The 15,121-nt window shown below is 60.3% G+C and carries 18 protein-coding genes; 6 read left to right on the top strand and 12 right to left on the bottom strand.

Annotated elements, in window-relative coordinates; translation table 11 throughout:
- Nucleotides 1-83 precede the first annotated feature (83 nt).
- The 7 genes from HCF10_RS07140 to ffh form a co-directional block, all read right to left on the bottom strand.
- Nucleotides 84-815 (bottom strand): thioredoxin fold domain-containing protein, encoded by a 732-nt coding sequence (locus tag HCF10_RS07140; RefSeq protein ID WP_003175893.1) that lies wholly within the window; start codon nt 813-815, stop codon nt 84-86.
- Between the two features lie 141 nt (nt 816-956).
- Nucleotides 957-1,853 carry a site-specific tyrosine recombinase XerD gene (gene xerD, locus HCF10_RS07145; RefSeq protein ID WP_131697949.1) on the bottom strand — a complete coding sequence of 299 codons (897 nt, stop codon included), beginning with the start codon at nt 1,851-1,853 and terminating at the stop codon, nt 957-959.
- Between the two features lie 178 nt (nt 1,854-2,031).
- Entirely contained in the window at nt 2,032-2,382 is a 351-nt protein-coding gene (gene rplS / locus HCF10_RS07150; RefSeq protein ID WP_003175895.1) for a 50S ribosomal protein L19, read from the bottom strand.
- A gap of 45 nt (nt 2,383-2,427) precedes the next feature.
- Nucleotides 2,428-3,201: a tRNA (guanosine(37)-N1)-methyltransferase TrmD gene (gene trmD, locus HCF10_RS07155; protein WP_184743990.1), complete on the bottom strand. Its 774-nt coding sequence runs from the start codon at nt 3,199-3,201 to the stop codon at nt 2,428-2,430.
- Nucleotides 3,183-3,719 carry a ribosome maturation factor RimM gene (gene rimM, locus HCF10_RS07160; protein ID WP_027605457.1) on the bottom strand — a complete coding sequence of 179 codons (537 nt, stop codon included), beginning with the start codon at nt 3,717-3,719 and terminating at the stop codon, nt 3,183-3,185. The genes trmD and rimM overlap by 19 nt, the downstream gene beginning before the upstream one ends.
- Before the next feature lie 5 nt (nt 3,720-3,724).
- Nucleotides 3,725-3,976: a 30S ribosomal protein S16 gene (gene rpsP, locus HCF10_RS07165; RefSeq protein ID WP_003238923.1), complete on the bottom strand. Its 252-nt coding sequence runs from the start codon at nt 3,974-3,976 to the stop codon at nt 3,725-3,727.
- A 250-nt stretch (nt 3,977-4,226) separates the two neighbouring features.
- Nucleotides 4,227-5,603, bottom strand: a complete 1,377-nt coding sequence (gene ffh, locus HCF10_RS07170) for a signal recognition particle protein (protein WP_010207982.1) — start codon at nt 5,601-5,603, stop codon at nt 4,227-4,229.
- 234 nt (nt 5,604-5,837) lie between these two features.
- Here ffh and HCF10_RS07175 point away from each other — a divergent pair, with 234 nt between their 5' ends.
- The 3 genes from HCF10_RS07175 (at nt 5,838) to HCF10_RS07185 (ending at nt 9,507) form a co-directional block, all read left to right on the top strand.
- On the top strand, nt 5,838-6,650 hold the full coding sequence (locus HCF10_RS07175) for a cytochrome C assembly family protein (RefSeq protein WP_122720320.1): 813 nt from the start codon (nt 5,838-5,840) through the stop codon (nt 6,648-6,650).
- A 12-nt stretch (nt 6,651-6,662) separates the two neighbouring features.
- Nucleotides 6,663-7,901, top strand: a complete 1,239-nt coding sequence (locus HCF10_RS07180) for a transporter associated domain-containing protein (RefSeq protein ID WP_167655125.1) — start codon at nt 6,663-6,665, stop codon at nt 7,899-7,901.
- Nucleotides 7,902-8,196: 295 nt separating this feature from the next.
- The gene (locus HCF10_RS07185) at nt 8,197-9,507 is read left to right on the top strand and encodes an MFS transporter (protein WP_053135602.1); all 1,311 of its coding nucleotides are present in this window, start codon (nt 8,197-8,199) and stop codon (nt 9,505-9,507) included.
- Between the two features lie 95 nt (nt 9,508-9,602).
- Here the strand turns inward: HCF10_RS07185 and purT are convergent, their stop codons facing one another.
- The 5 genes from purT to HCF10_RS07210 form a co-directional block, all read right to left on the bottom strand.
- A complete protein-coding gene (gene purT / locus HCF10_RS07190) occupies nt 9,603-10,784 on the bottom strand; it encodes a formate-dependent phosphoribosylglycinamide formyltransferase (protein WP_145338405.1) in 1,182 nt (393 codons plus the stop codon).
- A 69-nt stretch (nt 10,785-10,853) separates the two neighbouring features.
- Complete coding sequence (locus tag HCF10_RS07195) at nt 10,854-11,321, bottom strand: VUT family protein (RefSeq protein ID WP_027605452.1); 468 nt, start codon at nt 11,319-11,321, stop codon at nt 10,854-10,856.
- Between the two features lie 164 nt (nt 11,322-11,485).
- Nucleotides 11,486-11,701 (bottom strand): DUF1289 domain-containing protein, encoded by a 216-nt coding sequence (locus HCF10_RS07200; protein WP_027605451.1) that lies wholly within the window; start codon nt 11,699-11,701, stop codon nt 11,486-11,488.
- A complete protein-coding gene (locus HCF10_RS07205) occupies nt 11,698-12,222 on the bottom strand; it encodes a gamma carbonic anhydrase family protein (RefSeq protein WP_065939223.1) in 525 nt (174 codons plus the stop codon). Before HCF10_RS07205 ends, HCF10_RS07200 begins: the two co-directional genes overlap by 4 nt.
- 35 nt (nt 12,223-12,257) lie before the next feature.
- Nucleotides 12,258-12,860, bottom strand: coding sequence for a CoA pyrophosphatase (locus tag HCF10_RS07210; protein ID WP_071489281.1), 603 nt, complete (start codon nt 12,858-12,860; stop codon nt 12,258-12,260).
- 146 nt (nt 12,861-13,006) lie between these two features.
- Between HCF10_RS07210 and HCF10_RS07215 the strand changes: the two genes are divergently transcribed.
- The 3 genes from HCF10_RS07215 to HCF10_RS07225 all read left to right on the top strand — a co-directional run bounded on the left by HCF10_RS07215 (nt 13,007) and on the right by HCF10_RS07225 (nt 15,117).
- Complete coding sequence (locus HCF10_RS07215) at nt 13,007-13,555, top strand: NUDIX hydrolase (protein WP_131697954.1); 549 nt, start codon at nt 13,007-13,009, stop codon at nt 13,553-13,555.
- Between the two features lie 37 nt (nt 13,556-13,592).
- Nucleotides 13,593-14,096, top strand: a complete 504-nt coding sequence (locus tag HCF10_RS07220) for a L,D-transpeptidase family protein (protein ID WP_131697955.1) — start codon at nt 13,593-13,595, stop codon at nt 14,094-14,096.
- Nucleotides 14,097-14,358: 262 nt separating this feature from the next.
- Nucleotides 14,359-15,117 carry a GntR family transcriptional regulator gene (locus tag HCF10_RS07225; protein WP_131697956.1) on the top strand — a complete coding sequence of 253 codons (759 nt, stop codon included), beginning with the start codon at nt 14,359-14,361 and terminating at the stop codon, nt 15,115-15,117.
- Nucleotides 15,118-15,121 lie beyond the last annotated feature (4 nt).

Below are 15,121 nucleotides of genomic sequence, written 5' to 3' on the forward strand. Positions count from 1 at the left end.
ACAGCCGCACAACTGCGGCTTTCAATTAATAGCCCGTCGACTTATCCGCGGGCCATGATCGTCAAAGGTTCGACGATGCTGGTTTATTTGGCACTCAGCGCCAGTTTGGCAACTTGTGGTGCCGGCTGGTAGCCCGGAATCACCTGGCCGTCAGCCAAAACGATGGCCGGTGTACCGTTGACGCCGATGGACTGGCCCAGGGCAAACTGCTTCGACACCGGGTTGGCGCACTTGGCGGCCTTGATTTCCTTGCCATCGACCATCTTGTCCATGGCAGCTTTCTTGTCGGCCGAGCACCATACGGCCTGCAGCTGCTCGTCGCCCGGCGAACCCAGACCCTGGCGCGGGAACGCTACGTAGCGTACTTCAACACCCAGCTTGTTCAGCGCAGGCACTTCGGCATGCAGCTTATGGCAGTACGGGCAGGTGGTGTCGGTGAACACGGTGATATGGGTCTTCGTTTCGCCGATAGCTGGGTAAACCACGGTTTCCGCCACCGGGATGCCGTTGATCAGCTTGGATACACCCAGGCGCTCGGCTTTCTCGGTCAGGTTGACCGGCTTGCCGTCCTTGAGCTGGAACAGGTAGCCCTGAACGATGTACTGACCGTCTGCACTGGCGTACAGCACACGGCTGCCCTTGAGCTTGACTTCATACAGGCCGGCCATCGGGCTGGCGCTGATGCTTTCGATCGGGGTGTCGAGCTGCAGGTTGGCCAGGCTCTTGCGGATGGTCTGCTCGGCAGCGTCATCGGCGACGGCAAAGGTGGAAACCAACGCAATGGCTGCGGCGGCAATAATCTGGGTCAAGCGCATGGAAACTCCTGAAGGCAGATGCAGGGACGGACGCAGGCACGCCGATACGCAAACACGGGTGCGGGCCGTCCCTTTGCTAACCGGCAAAGCCTACCACAGTTGGGCCGCAGGGCAGCCCGTGGCGGGATAAATTGGCGGTTTTCAGCCTCGTGGGTGGTGCTTGGCATGCATTTCCTGCAAGCGCGCACGCGCCACGTGGGTATAGATCTGGGTGGTGGATAAGTCGCTGTGCCCGAGCAGCATTTGCACCACGCGCAAATCCGCGCCGTGGTTGAGCAAATGGGTGGCGAATGCATGGCGCAAGGTGTGGGGCGACAGGCTCTTGCCGATCCCCGCCACCTTGGCCTGGTGCTTGATGCGATGCCAGAACGTCTGGCGGGTCATCTGCTCGCCACGCTGGCTGGGAAACAGCACATCGCTTGGCCGCCCGCCAAGCAGCTCGCTACGGGCATCGCGCATATAGCGCTCGACCCACACAATTGCTTCCTCCCCCATCGGCACCAGCCGCTCCTTGCTGCCCTTGCCCATTACCCGCAGCACCCCCTGGCGCAGATTGACTTGCTCGAGTGTCAGGCTGATCAGCTCCGTGACCCGCAGGCCGCAGGCATACAACACTTCCAGCATCGCGCGGTCACGCTGGCCGATGGCTTCGCTGAGGTCGGGCGCAGCAAGCAAGGCATCGACGTCGGCTTCCGACAGGGATTTGGGTAAAGGCCTACCCAGTTGCGGCATATCGATTTGCAGGGTTGGATCGAGGGCGATCAGTTTCTCCCTCAGCAAATAGCGATAAAAACCACGCACGCCAGAGAGAAACCGCGCAGTGGAACGGGGTTTGTAGTTCTGCTCCAAACGCCAGGCCAGGTGATCGAGGATCAGCTCGCGGCCGGCATTGATCAGTTCCAGGTGTTTCTCCTGCAACCAGCCGTTGAACAGCGCCAGGTCGCTGCGGTAGGCCTGGCGGGTGTTGTCTGACAGGCCTTTTTCCAGCCAGAGGGCGTCGAGGAAGCGGTCGATCAGGGGGTGGTCAATGGCAGGCATGAGGGCTCAGCTAAGGAAAGTGCGGGTATCGGGTAGATCCTATCGCAGGCCAGCCCTGTACACACGCTTGAAGGTATGAACCGTCGCAGCAGGCCGCATTTTCCGCCAAAGGCAGCTCAAATCGCGGGCACAAAAAAGCAGCCCGTAGGCTGCTTTTTTCTGCATCGGGAAGCTGGACTTAAGCCAGTTTTTCCTTGATGCGAGCTGCTTTACCGGACAGGTCACGCAGGTAGTACAGCTTGGCCTTACGTACGTCACCGCGACGCTTAACGGCCATGCTGTCGATTTGCGGGCTGTAGGTCTGGAAAGTACGCTCTACGCCAACACCGTTGGAGATTTTACGAACAGTGAAAGCACTGTTCACACCACGGTTACGCTTGGCGATTACCACGCCTTCGAACGCTTGCAGACGCGAACGGTCGCCTTCCTTCACTTTCACCTGGACGACAATGGTGTCGCCTGGGGCAAAGGTAGGGATCTCTTTGGTCATCTGCTCTGCTTCGAGTGCAAGGATGATTTTGTTAGTCATGCTGTGCTCCTAAGGTAAGTCAATGGACCTACCATCGATACGTTGTTAACTATCGTCCCGCGCGAGGATGTATTCCTCGAGCAGCTTCTTCTCTTCTCCAGAAAGCGAGCGGCTTTCCAGAAGATCGGCGCGTCGTTCATAGGTCCGGCCAAGGGACTGCTGTAAACGCCAACGCCGGATGTGTGCGTGATTGCCACTTAGCAATACGTCGGGAACACGCTGATCCGCATACACCTCCGGTCGGGTGTAGTGCGGGCAATCCAGCAAACCGTCCGTGAAGGAATCTTCCTCCGCGGAGTCCGCATGCCCTAAAGCTCCAGGCAGCAGTCGTGTAACCGCATCTATCAGGACCATCGCCGGCAGCTCGCCGCCAGACAGGACATAGTCCCCAATCGACCACTCTTCATCGACATGAGCATCAATAAAACGCTCGTCAATGCCTTCATAGCGACCGGCAATCAGGATCAGTGCTTCCTCATTCGCCAGTTCGCGGACCCCAGCCTGTTTCAGCTGGCGGCCTTGAGGGGACAGGTAAATAACCTTCGCCTTCTCCCCGGCAGCGACCTTGGCCTGAGCCAACGCGTCTTCCAGGGGCTTGATCTTCATCACCATGCCCGGGCCACCGCCAAATGGGCGATCGTCCACAGTGTGATGTCGATCCGTCGTGTAGTCTCGCGGGTTCCAACAGGTAAGCTGCAACAGCCCCTGTTTCACCGCCCGACTGGTGATGCCGTACTCGCTGATGGCGGAAAACATCTCGGGAAACAAACTGATCACTTCAATGCGCAAATTAGCCACGCTTAGAAGTCCGCGTCCCATTCCACCTTCATCTCGCCCGCTGCCAGGTCGACAGCCAACACGCATTGCTCGGTATAGGGCAACAGGCGTTCGCGATCATCCAGGCTGCCAGCGCAAGGCTTGACCACCATTACATCATTGGCGCCGGTTTCCAGAAGATGATCGATTTTCCCGAACAATTGCCCGAGTTGATCAATAACCTTCAGACCTTCCAGCTGGTACCAGTAGTACTCGCCATCGGTCAATTCAGGGAACAGGTTGCGCGGCACGCAGATCTCATAACCGGCCAGAAGACGAGCTTCTTCACGATCATCAAGACCCTTGAGCTTTGCGACCAGGAACTTATCGCTCCCGCGTCCACTGACCAGCTCGACCTGTTTCACACTACCTTCGCGCTTAAGCGTCCAGGTTTTGTACTGCAACAGGTTTTCAGTCGGATCAGTAAAGGAATACACCTTCACTTCGCCGCGAACGCCATGAACAGAATAAATCTTGCCAATAACGATCAAATCATCAGCAACAGTTGGCGTCGCGTTCATATTGCTCAGGCTGCGGCCTTAGCCGAGTCCTTCAACAACTTGGCAACACGCTCAGACGGTTGTGCACCAACGCTCAGCCAGTAGGCTACGCGCTCTTGGTTCACGGACAGGCGGACTTCTTGACCACGAGCGATCGGGTTGAAGAAACCTACTTGTTCCTTGTGAGAGCCGTCACGTGGGTTGCGGCTGTCAGTTACGGTCAAGTGGTAAAACGGGCGCTTTTTGGAGCCGCCAAGGGCAAGACGGATTGTTAGCATGTGAACATCGTTCCTGTAGTCGGTGCTGCAAATCTAAATGCACAGCGGGCATAGGTGCCCGAAAGGCCGCATATTCTAAGGAATATCCGGACTTTTGCAAATGTCTTTTTCTGGCGCCTATCAGCGTGCCATTCAGATCTGCTAGAGAGCCGTCGGTTAAAACGGCAGGTCAGCCCCCGCCAACGGCGGGTTTGCTGGAGATCCCACATCCCTGTGGGTCGGAGCAGGAGTGAACTCCCGCTCGAATTCTTTACATTTTCGGCATGCCGCCGCCGGGCAACATACCGCCCATGCCGCGCATCATCTTGGCCATTCCGCCCTTGGCGGAGAATTTCTTCATCATTTTCTGCATCTGCTTGTGCTGCTTGATCAAGCGACCGATATCCTGCACCTGGGTGCCGGAACCCATGGCGATCCGACGCTTGCGCGAACCACTGATCAGCTCAGGGTCGCGGCGCTCGGCCGGGGTCATGGAGTTGATGATGGCTTCCATCTGCTTGAACTGCTTCTCCGCCGCGCCTTGGGCATTGCCCATTTGCGCCAGGTTCACACCGCCGATGTTCGGCAGCTTGTCCATCAGGCCGCCGAGGCCGCCCATGTTCTTCATTTGTTGCAGCTGGTCGCGGAAGTCTTCGAGGTCGAAGCCCTTGCCCTTCTTCAGCTTCTTGGCCAGTTTATCGGCCTTGTCCTTGTCGAGGGTGGCTTCGGCCTGTTCGATCAGGCTGAGCACGTCACCCATACCGAGGATACGCGAGGCGATACGCTCAGGGTGGAACGGTTCGAGCGCGTCGCTCTTCTCGCCCATACCGATGAACTTGATCGGCTTGCCGGTGATGGCACGCACCGACAGCGCGGCACCGCCACGGGCGTCGCCGTCGACCTTGGTGAGGATCACGCCGGTCAGCGGCAGCGCGTCGCCGAAGGCCTTGGCGGTGTTGGCCGCATCCTGGCCAGTCATGGCGTCGACCACGAACAGCGTCTCGACCGGATTGATCGCGGCATGCAGCGCCTTGATCTCGCCCATCATCTCTTCATCGATGTGCAGGCGACCGGCGGTATCGACGATGACCACGTCGATGAATTTCAGTTTTGCTTCTTTAATAGCGGCGTTGGCGATGTCGACCGGCTTCTGGCTCAGGTCGGACGGGAAGAAGGTCACACCCACTTCGCCCGCGAGCATTTCCAACTGCTTGATGGCCGCCGGACGGTACACGTCGGCCGACACCACCATCACGGACTTCTTCTTGCGCTCTTTAAGGAAGCGCGCCAGCTTGCCGGCGGTGGTGGTCTTACCCGCACCTTGCAGGCCGGCCATCAATACGACGGCCGGTGGCACGGCGCTGAGGTTCAGGTCTTCGTTGGCCGCACCCATCAGGCTTTCGAGTTCGGCCTGGACGATCTTCACAAAGGCCTGGCCCGGAGTCAGGCTGCGGGACACTTCAGTGCCGACCGCACGTTCCTTGACCGAGTTGACGAAGTCCTTGACCACAGGCAAGGCGACATCGGCTTCCAGCAACGCCATGCGCACTTCACGCAGGGTGTCTTTAATATTGTCCTCGGTCAGCTTGGCCTTGCCGGTTACGTGGCGCAGCGTCTGCGAGAGACGGTCAGTCAGGTTTTCAAACATGCGCGATCCTTTCAGGCCCTATTCATCGAAATGCATTGGTAGACCGAGGTAATGGCCGCCCAGGCTGTGGTAAATCGCTATTAAAAACAGCGCTCGGCGAGCCTGCGGCGTGGGCAGGTCGCGGATTATAGCGAAGACTGCGCCCATGCACACCCGCTGTCTGGCCCTGGAGTCTTTCGTGGAACGCAGGTGTATGCCAAACTCAGCGCCTTTCGGGCTTGCCTCTCAGGATTTATGCTCCCCTTGTCACCCAGTTTGCTACCCAGCCTCGCCGCCGCCATCGTGTATGCCGCTGCGACCCTTTATCAGGGCACTCGTCTGGCCAAAGGCGCCAAGGCGGACAAACGCCTGCTGGTCGGCCTGGGCGTCCTCGCCCTGCTGGCCCATGCTGCGAGCCTGTTCACCCACCTGATGACGCCGGTTGGCCTTGGCCTGGACTTCTTCAGCGCCGCCAGCCTGATCGCGGCGGCGGTCATTGCGCTGACGCTGATGGCCTGTTATCGCATTCCTGTCGAGAACCTGCTGGTCCTGCTCTTCCCATTGGGCGTGCTGACGGTGCTGCTCGCGCAGTTCGCCCCCACCGGCACGGTGCAGGTGATCGATGAGGAGCCAGGCATCCTCGCCCATATCCTGCTGTCGATCCTGGCCTACGGCATGTTCACCATCGCGGTGTTCCAGGCCTTGCTCCTGCTGCTGCAGGACCACCAGCTCAAGCACAAGCACCCTTCCGGGCTGATCAAGAACTTCCCGCCCCTGCAAACCATGGAAAGCCTGTTGTTCGGTTTCCTGTGGGCCGGCTGGACGCTGCTGTCGCTGTCGCTGATTTCCGGTTGGCTGTTCGTCGAAAACCTGTTTGCCCAGCACCTGGTGCACAAGACCCTGCTGGCGTGCCTGGCCTGGGTGGTGTTCAGCGTATTGCTGTGGGGCCGCAACCGCCTTGGCTGGCGCGGGCACAAAGCGATTCGCTGGACCCTGGCCGGTTTCTGCCTGCTGATGCTGGCCTATTTCGGCAGCAAGCTGGTTCGCGAATACATCCTGCATATCTGACGGGCAGCAAAAATGGATAACTTGCCCCTTGGGCCGATGCTCGCGGTAATCGCCTTGCTGGTGTTATGGGCGGCGCTGTTTACCGCCATCGAAGCCGCACAACAACACCTGCTGGCCCTGCGCCCCGGTACACGCCAGGGCGACAAGGCTGCCGCCCGCCTGAGTTTCCCGCGCCACAGCCTGATCCTCTGCAACAGCCTGTGCCGTGCGGCCGTGGTAATCCTCTGCACCCTGCTGGCGATTTATGCCTGGGCACAGAACGGCCCGTGGCTCGGCTGGCTGATCTCCTGCGCCGTTCTGCTGATCCTGGCCGACTACCTGCCACGCGCCCTGGCAACCCGTCATCCGCAGGCGGTGCTGGGCTTCGGCAACACGCTGCTGGGCGTGCCATTGAAAATCCTCTATCCCGCCGCCTGGCTGCTCAATGGCATCAGCCTGTTGCTGCTGCGCCCGTTTGCCCGAAAGCCCGGCGTGGTGAAAAACAGCGATGAGCCACAGCCCGGCCACGACGATGAACCGCAGCCCGAGGCCGATGACGGCCGCACCCCTGGCATGCCGGGTATCCACGCCCTGGACAACATCACCGTCAATGACATCCTGGTACCCCGCAGCGAAGTGGACGGTATCAACCTGGATGACTCGATCGAAGAAATCATCGAGCAATTGCGCACCTCCTCACGCACTCGCCTGCCGGTGTTCCACAGTGACATCAACCAGGTTGAAGCCGTACTGAACACCCGGCTGATCCAGCACCTGCTGCCGGACGCCAGCCTGACCAAGGAAGCCCTGCTGGACGCTTCCTACGAACCCTACTTCGTCCCCGAAAGCACGCCCCTGCAACTGCAACTGCTGAACTTCCACAAACAGCAGCGACGCCTGGGCATGGTGGTGGATGAATACGGCGAAGTACTGGGTATCGTCACCCTGGAAGATATTCTCGAAGAAATCGTCGGCGAATTCGAAAACGAGCAAAGTGCGGACAACCCGCATATCGAAGCGCAGCCGGATGGCCGCTATATCATCGACGGCGCCGCTTCGATCCGCGAATTGAACAAGAGCCTGGGCTGGCACCTGCCCAGCGACGGCCCCAAGACCCTCAACGGCCTGGTAACCGAAGCACTGGAGACCATTCCGGATTGTGCGGTGTGCCTGAAGATCGGCCGCTACCGCCTGGAAATCCTTGAGACCGAGGACAACCGCGTCAGCAAGGTGCTGATCTGGCATACCAGCCACGTGCCAGTAGCCGCATAACTTCCTGATAAGCCACAATCCAGTGTAGGAGGGGGCAAGCCTCCTCCCACATTTTGATTTGCGGCGCTCCAGTCACTTGTTGTAACTCCAAACCCCTTCCTATAATCCCTGCGGCTTACCCAAGCCCCCGCCCGACCGCGTGCTACCCGCACTCAGCGCGTCCAGGCACCGCTTTACCATGTCCGACCGGTGTCCGCTCCCATCCCGAGCCGCCCCGAGCACTACCCTGATCCAAGGGTGTTCGACCCAATAATAATCCGCGTCCAAACGCGCAACGACCGTCAGGGATACCTCCATGAGCACCACCTATAACGAGGCCGCGACCGCCGCCCCGACCAACTCGACCGCACGTGTCGCCACCGCGAGCATCGTCGGCACCGCCATCGAGTTCTACGACTTCTATATCTACGCCACGGCTGCCGCGCTGGTGATCGGGCCGGTGTTCTTTCCGCAGACCTCCGGTACCGCGCAGATGCTGGCGTCGTTCCTGACCTTCGGCATCGCCTTTATCGCCCGCCCACTGGGCTCAGCGCTGTTCGGCCACTTTGGCGATCGCATCGGCCGCAAGTCGACCCTGGTGGCCTCGCTGCTGCTGATGGGCGTGTGCACCACGCTGATAGGCTTGCTGCCCGGCTATGACAGCATTGGTGCCTGGGCGCCGATCCTGTTGTGCGTGCTGCGTTTCGGCCAGGGCCTGGGCCTTGGCGGCGAGTGGGGTGGCGCGGCACTGCTGGCCACCGAGAACGCGCCCAAGGGCAAGCGCGCCTGGTTCGGCATGTTCCCGCAACTGGGCCCCTCGATCGGGTTCCTGGCAGCCAACGGTTTGTTCCTGATCCTGGCGATGAGCCTGAATGACGAGCAGTTCCGCAGTTGGGGCTGGCGTATCCCGTTCATCCTCAGCGCAGCCTTGGTGATGGTCGGCCTGTATGCGCGCCTGAAGCTGCATGAAACCCCGGTGTTCGCCAATGCCGTGGCGAAGGAAGCCCCGGTGAAAGTGCCGCTGGTGGAGCTGTTCAGCCAGCATTGGTTGCCGGTCCTACTGGGCGCCGCGTCGATGGTGGTGTGCTATGCGCTGTTCTACATCACCACGGCCTTTTCCCTGAGCTACGGCGTTTCGACGCTGGGCTACAGCCGCGAGACGTTCCTTGGGTTGCTGTGCTTTGCAGTGCTGTTCATGGGCCTGGCCACACCGCTGGCGGCGCTGGCCAGTGATCGCTATGGGCGCAAGCCGGTGCTGATCGTCGGCGCAGTCCTGGCGATTCTGTCGGGCTTTACCATGGAACCGCTGTTGACCCACGGTTCGACCTGGGCCGTAGCACTGTTTTTGGCCCTGGAGCTGTTCCTGATGGGCGTGACCTTCGCGCCGATGGGTGCGCTGTTGCCAGAATTATTCCCGACTCGCGTGCGTTATACCGGGGCTTCGGCGGCGTATAACTTGGGTGGGATTGTCGGCGCTTCGGCCGCACCGTTCTTCGCGACCAAGCTGGTGGCGATGGGTGGGCTGAGTTATGTCGGCGGGTATGTGTCGGCGGCAGCGTTGCTCAGCTTGATTGCGGTGCTGTGCCTGAAAGAGACGCGGGATAACGATTTGAACAGGGTTGCCTGATAAACAGCTATTGGGGGCAAGCCCCTCTCACATTTTGACCGCATTCCTACAGATTAAACGCGGTCAGTGTGGGAGGGGGCTTGTCCCCGATGCTTTTAGAGCTCTACAACAACCGCTTGGGAAGCACGGGTCGCCTTGGCTCGAGCCGCTTCAATCGACTCATCCCGCGCCAACGCCACGCCCATGCGGCGCTGGCCATTCACTTCTGGCTTACCAAACAGACGCAACGCCGTGTCCGGCTCGCTCAAGGCGGCGCCGAGGTTGGCGAATGCGGTCTGGGTCGACTGCCCTTCCACCAGAATCACCGCCGAAGCCGAAGGCCCGAACTGACGGATCAACGGGATTGGCAGGCCCAGGATGGCGCGCGCATGCAGGGCAAACTGCGACAGGTCCTGGGAAATCAGGGTCACCAGGCCGGTGTCATGGGGGCGCGGCGACACTTCGCTGAACCACACCTGATCGCCTTTGATGAACAGCTCCACGCCAAACAGGCCACGACCGCCCAACGCCTCGGTCACTGCCTTGGCCACACGCTCGGACTCGGCCAGGGCAATCGGGCTCATGGCTTGCGGCTGCCAGGATTCCTGATAGTCGCCCTTCTCCTGACGATGACCCACCGGCGCGCAGAAGGTGGTGCCGCCGATGTGACGCACGGTCAGCAGGGTGATTTCATAGTCGAAATCGATAAAGCCTTCGATGATCACCCGGCCTTTACCGGCACGCCCGCCTTCCTGGGCGTAGTCCCAGGCTTTCTGCACATCGTCGGCGCTGCGCAGCAGGCTCTGGCCCTTGCCCGACGAACTCATCACCGGCTTGACCACGCAAGGGAAGCCCAGGTCCTGGACAGCCTTGCTGTAGTCCTCGAAGGTGTCGGCGAAGTGGTACGGCGAGGTCGGCAGGTCCAGCTCTTCGGCGGCCAGGCGACGGATACCTTCGCGATTCATGGTCAGCGACGCGGCGCGGGCGGTCGGGATCACGGTGAAGCCTTCGGCCTCCAGCTCCACCAGGGTCGCGGTGGCGATGGCTTCGATTTCCGGCACGATGAAATGCGGCTTTTCCGCTTCGATCACCGCACGCAGGGCGGCGCCGTCGAGCATATTGATCACATGGCTGCGATGGGCAACCTGCATGGCCGGTGCATTGGCATAGCGATCCACGGCAATCACTTCAACGCCCAGGCGTTGCAGTTCGATCACCACTTCCTTGCCCAGCTCACCGCAGCCACACAGCAAAACGCGGGTCGCGGTTGGCGACAATGGAGTTCCGATTCGGGTCATCTCAGGTCCTCAGGGGAGCGGATCATGGGGAGAAAGGCCGGCATTTTACATGAACTGTAAAAATTGGCCTCAGTTGGCGACGGCCCGCTTGCGGATACGCCAGGCCATGATCAGCCACACCACCGTGACCCCGGCGAACTTCGACGCCAGGGCCGTGCCCACCACGGCAGGAGTGAGTGCGCCGATCAGGCCGAAAAAGATAAAGGTGTCGAGGGGAATGCTCAGTGCCGAACTTATCCACAGGCGGTCGTGGAGCGGGCGCTTGGTGATGCTGAACACCAGCCAGTCGATGCATTCCGACACCGCGAATGCCGTTGCGCTGGCCAGGGCGATGGACGGGTCGGAGGTGATATACGACAACGCCAGCGCCGCCAGCATGGCGATGATCGCACCGTGGCCGAAGCGGGTTTGCACCATGTCACGCAGGATAAACACCAGGCCACCCCAGGCCGACCAGATGACATCCAGGTGCGGGGCGGTGGAGAAGGCGAAGTTGATCAGCACGACACTGCTGATGTAGGCGATCAGGAAGAGCATGGGGCGAGGGACCTGTGAACAAGGGGCACAGGGTACTTCACATTTGGAAATATGTCGTCTGGGTGGGCCTCATCGGGGGCAAGCCCCCTCCCACATTTTGACCGCATTCTTACAGATCAAACGCGGTTAAGTGTGGGAGGGGGCTTGCTCCCGATGGCGATCTATCAGGCGCCGGATTTACCAGAAGCCATAAACACCAACCCTCCCGCCACCGCCCGCTCATGACACAAGCCCAGCACCACCCGGCGTTCGGCGTTGTCCATGCGGCTCCAGCGCGTGATTTCATCCACGGTGCGCTGGCAGCCGGTGCAAATATCGTCGTCATCCAGCGCGCAAATGCTCACGCACGGCGAGGCGACGGGGCGTTCAACTGCACTCATTCTTCCTGCTCAACCAGGTCCCGCGCATACCGCTGGGCGTTATGCACATAGTGCGCGGCGCTGGCTTCGAGCATGCGTTTTTGCGCATCAGTCAATTCACGTACCACTTTGCCCGGCGAGCCCATCACCAGGGAACCGTCAGGGATTTCCTTGCCTTCGCCGATCAACGAGTTGGCGCCGATGATGCAGTGCTTGCCGATCTTGGCGCCATTGAGGATCACCGCGTTGATACCGATCAGGCTGTAATCGTCGACCGTGCAGCCGTGCAGCATGGCGTTATGGCCGATGGTCACGCCGGTGCCCAGGGTCAGCGGGTAGCCCATGTCGGTATGCATCACGCTGCCGTCCTGCACGTTGCTGTTCTTGCCGATCAGGATCAGTTCGTTGTCGCCGCGCAGCACCGCGTTGAACCAGACGTTGGCGCCCTCCTCCAGCTTGACCTTGCCCACCAGCGTGGCATTCGGCGCCACCCAGCTGTGTGGATGGGTCTCGACGCGGGCATCGCCCAGGCGGTATTTCATGGTGTTCCCTCACGGCTGGCCGTTCAAACGACGGCTTAGGTATTGATGAAGCTCTTGGGCGGCTGGTGCAGGCTGATCTTGGCGTCGTCATAAAGCAGGTTGATCAACTCGACGATCATGATTGCCGTCAGGCCCCAGATCTTGTATTCGCCGAAGCGATAACTGGGCACGTACCAACTGCGGCCCTGGTAATCGATTCGGTGGGTATGTTCGCGCGGGTCCTGTCGGAAAAAATCCAAGGGCACGCTGAAGACGGCGGCAATCTCGGCATCGTTGGCCAGGTATTCGACGTAATCGGGGATCACCCCCACATAGGGCGTGACCCGGATGCCGTGCAGGGAGATCAACGGGCTGAGCGGGCCGATGACTTCCACCAGGCCGGGGGGCAGGCCGATTTCTTCTTCAGCTTCACGCAGGGCGGTGAAGATCAGGTCCGGGTCTTCGGGGTCGCGGCGCCCGCCGGGAAAGGCCACTTCGCCACCATGGGTCGACAGGCCGCTGGCGCGCAGGGTCAGGATCAGCTCGGGTTCGTCACTGCGGGTAATCGGCACCAGTACCGCGGCCTCGGGGAAACGCCCGTCGGTTTCCAGCGTGTGGGGGGTGTGGTTGCTTACCCGGCGAAGTAGCTCGTCCAGCATGAGTCATCTCGGTCTGTTGGCTACCTTGCATCATGCACCAAAGCCGCCGGGTGCCCAACCCCAAAACCTGGGGCATGTCGCTAAACGACAACTTGCAGGGCCCTGCCGGCCAAGCCAAGATAGACGCACTTTCCAGGAACCCCAGCATGAATTTCTGCAGCCAGTGCGGTAAACCGGTTACCCAACGCATTCCCGACGGCGACGCCCGTCTGCGTTTTGTGTGTGATCACTGCTCGACCATTCACTATCAAAACCCCAATATCGTCGCCGGTACCGTGCCGGTGTGGGGCGATAAGGTGCTGCTGTGCCGCCGCGCCATCGAGCCGCGCCTGGGTTACTGGACCCTGCCCGCAGGTTTTATGGAAAACGGCGAGACCGTGGAACAGGCCGCCATGCGCGAGACCCTGGAAGAAGCCTGCGCCCACGTACGCAACCTGAGCATCTATACCCTGATTGATGTGCCGCACATCAGCCAGGTGCATATTTTCTACCGTGCCGAACTGGTCGACCTGGACTTCGCCGCAGGCCCCGAAAGCCTCGAAGTGCAGCTGTTCGACGAGGCTGACATCCCTTGGTCCGAGCTGGCCTTCCGCACGGTCGGGCGTACCCTAGAATACTTTTTCGCCGACCGCCGCCAGCAGTCGTTCCCGGTGCGCAGCGAAGCCGTGCCACCTCTTTCCAAGCCCGCCCAATAACCATTCGGCCGCTCGTCGCCACAGGGATACCGTTTTAATGCGTTGGTTGCTTGCTCTGATCTGCCTGTCGTTCGCCACGCTGTCGTCAGCCTCTACCGTGGAAACCCTGGGTGGCAAGACGGTCGAAAAAGTCCTGGTGCTCAAGTCCGCCCACCAATTGCAGTTGATCAACGACGGCAAGCCCTTCAAGACCTACCGTATTTCCCTGGGCAAAAACCCCAAGGGCCACAAGCTGATCGAAGGTGACCGCCGCACACCGGAAGGCCTGTACTGGATCGACTGGCGCAAGACCAGCGACCGCTACTATCTGTCCATGCACATCTCCTACCCCAATATCAGCGATGCCGCCCGCGCCCGACGCGAAGGGGTGAAGCCCGGCAGCATGATCATGATCCACGGCACGCCCGACACCGAAGAGTACCCGGAGCAGTGGTTTCACACCCTGGACTGGACGGACGGCTGCATCGGCATGCGCAACGTCGACATGCGCGAAGTCTGGAACCTGGTCAAGGACGGCACGCTGATCGAGATTCGGCCCTGACGTTGGACCGCTCGTAAAATAAATCAAAAAAGATTCCTGCCCTCGGCAGCCCCTGCCAGTGAATACCAATTCACTGCGCGGGCTGCGCACCTCTGCGCGCTATAAAGACCTCTCTAATACCACTTGATACCAGGCACCGTTAAGGTGCCCTTAAACCGCTACATGCACCGTTTTGGAAGCATTGACATGGTATTTAAGTGGTATTAGCTTCCGGCCAATACCGGGCGACAACACTCCAATAACCGCATCGGAAACCCCATAGATGAACCCCATCCTGACGCTGCGTCCCGACGACAAGCAATCCACACCGCTGTACCTGCAATTGGCCCGCAACCTGGAAGCGGCGATCCATGCCGGCCAGTGGAAATCCGAACAGGCCCTGCCCTCGGAACGTGCCCTCAGCGAGCAGCTGAGCATTTCGCGGGTCACCGCCCGTAAAGCGTTGGAAGTGTTGTTTGCCCAAGGCCTGATCCGCCGCAGCCAGGGCTCCGGCACCTTTATCACGCCACGCCTGGAGCAACCGCTGTCGCGCCTGTCGGGGTTCAGCGAGATGTTGCGCCTCAAGGGCTTTGTGCCCAGTTCCCAATGGCTGGAACGTGACATCACCCCGCCGACCCATGAAGAACTGATCCGACTGTGCCTGTCGCCGAACGACAAGGTCGCGCGCCTCAAACGCCTGCGTAAGGCCGATGACACCGTGATGGCGATCGAGATGACCGCCATGCCCGCCTCGGTACTGCCGCAGCCGCAAGCCATCGGCAATTCGCTGTACGAATACCTGGAAGGCATCGGCAAACCCATCGTTCGCGCCCTGCAACACATCCAGGCGATCAACGCCTCGGATGAATTCGCCAAGCTGGTGGGCATCGCCCCCGGCACCGCCATGCTGCTGATGACCCGGGTCGGCTACACCGCCGACAACACACCGATAGAAATCACCGACACCTACTGCCGCAACGACTACTACGACTTTGTCGCAGAGCTTCGCCGTTATGACTTTGCCGCCGAGTTGCGGCCTTAGAGAA

The organism is Pseudomonas sp. B14(2022) (assembly GCF_012030485.1).
In the GTDB taxonomy this organism is placed as follows: Bacteria; Pseudomonadota; Gammaproteobacteria; order Pseudomonadales; family Pseudomonadaceae; genus Aquipseudomonas.

Coding starts and splice junctions, on each gene's coding strand:
- HCF10_RS07140 (WP_003175893.1), bottom strand. CDS start 815: ATGCGCTTGACCCAGATTATTGCCGCCGCAGCCATTGCGTTGGTTTCC.
- rplS (WP_003175895.1), bottom strand. CDS start 2,382: ATGACTAACAAAATCATCCTTGCACTCGAAGCAGAGCAGATGACCAAA.
- HCF10_RS07215 (WP_131697954.1), top strand. CDS start 13,007: ATGAATTTCTGCAGCCAGTGCGGTAAACCGGTTACCCAACGCATTCCC.
- HCF10_RS07195 (WP_027605452.1), bottom strand. CDS start 11,321: ATGCTCTTCCTGATCGCCTACATCAGCAGTGTCGTGCTGATCAACTTC.
- ffh (WP_010207982.1), bottom strand. CDS start 5,603: ATGTTTGAAAACCTGACTGACCGTCTCTCGCAGACGCTGCGCCACGTA.
- purT (WP_145338405.1), bottom strand. CDS start 10,784: ATGACCCGAATCGGAACTCCATTGTCGCCAACCGCGACCCGCGTTTTG.
- HCF10_RS07175 (WP_122720320.1), top strand. CDS start 5,838: ATGCTCCCCTTGTCACCCAGTTTGCTACCCAGCCTCGCCGCCGCCATC.
- trmD (WP_184743990.1), bottom strand. CDS start 3,201: ATGGGACGCGGACTTCTAAGCGTGGCTAATTTGCGCATTGAAGTGATC.
- HCF10_RS07180 (WP_167655125.1), top strand. CDS start 6,663: ATGGATAACTTGCCCCTTGGGCCGATGCTCGCGGTAATCGCCTTGCTG.
- HCF10_RS07225 (WP_131697956.1), top strand. CDS start 14,359: ATGAACCCCATCCTGACGCTGCGTCCCGACGACAAGCAATCCACACCG.
- HCF10_RS07205 (WP_065939223.1), bottom strand. CDS start 12,222: ATGAAATACCGCCTGGGCGATGCCCGCGTCGAGACCCATCCACACAGC.
- HCF10_RS07200 (WP_027605451.1), bottom strand. CDS start 11,701: ATGAGTGCAGTTGAACGCCCCGTCGCCTCGCCGTGCGTGAGCATTTGC.
- HCF10_RS07210 (WP_071489281.1), bottom strand. CDS start 12,860: ATGCTGGACGAGCTACTTCGCCGGGTAAGCAACCACACCCCCCACACG.
- xerD (WP_131697949.1), bottom strand. CDS start 1,853: ATGCCTGCCATTGACCACCCCCTGATCGACCGCTTCCTCGACGCCCTC.
- HCF10_RS07185 (WP_053135602.1), top strand. CDS start 8,197: ATGAGCACCACCTATAACGAGGCCGCGACCGCCGCCCCGACCAACTCG.
- rimM (WP_027605457.1), bottom strand. CDS start 3,719: ATGAACGCGACGCCAACTGTTGCTGATGATTTGATCGTTATTGGCAAG.
- HCF10_RS07220 (WP_131697955.1), top strand. CDS start 13,593: ATGCGTTGGTTGCTTGCTCTGATCTGCCTGTCGTTCGCCACGCTGTCG.
- rpsP (WP_003238923.1), bottom strand. CDS start 3,976: ATGCTAACAATCCGTCTTGCCCTTGGCGGCTCCAAAAAGCGCCCGTTT.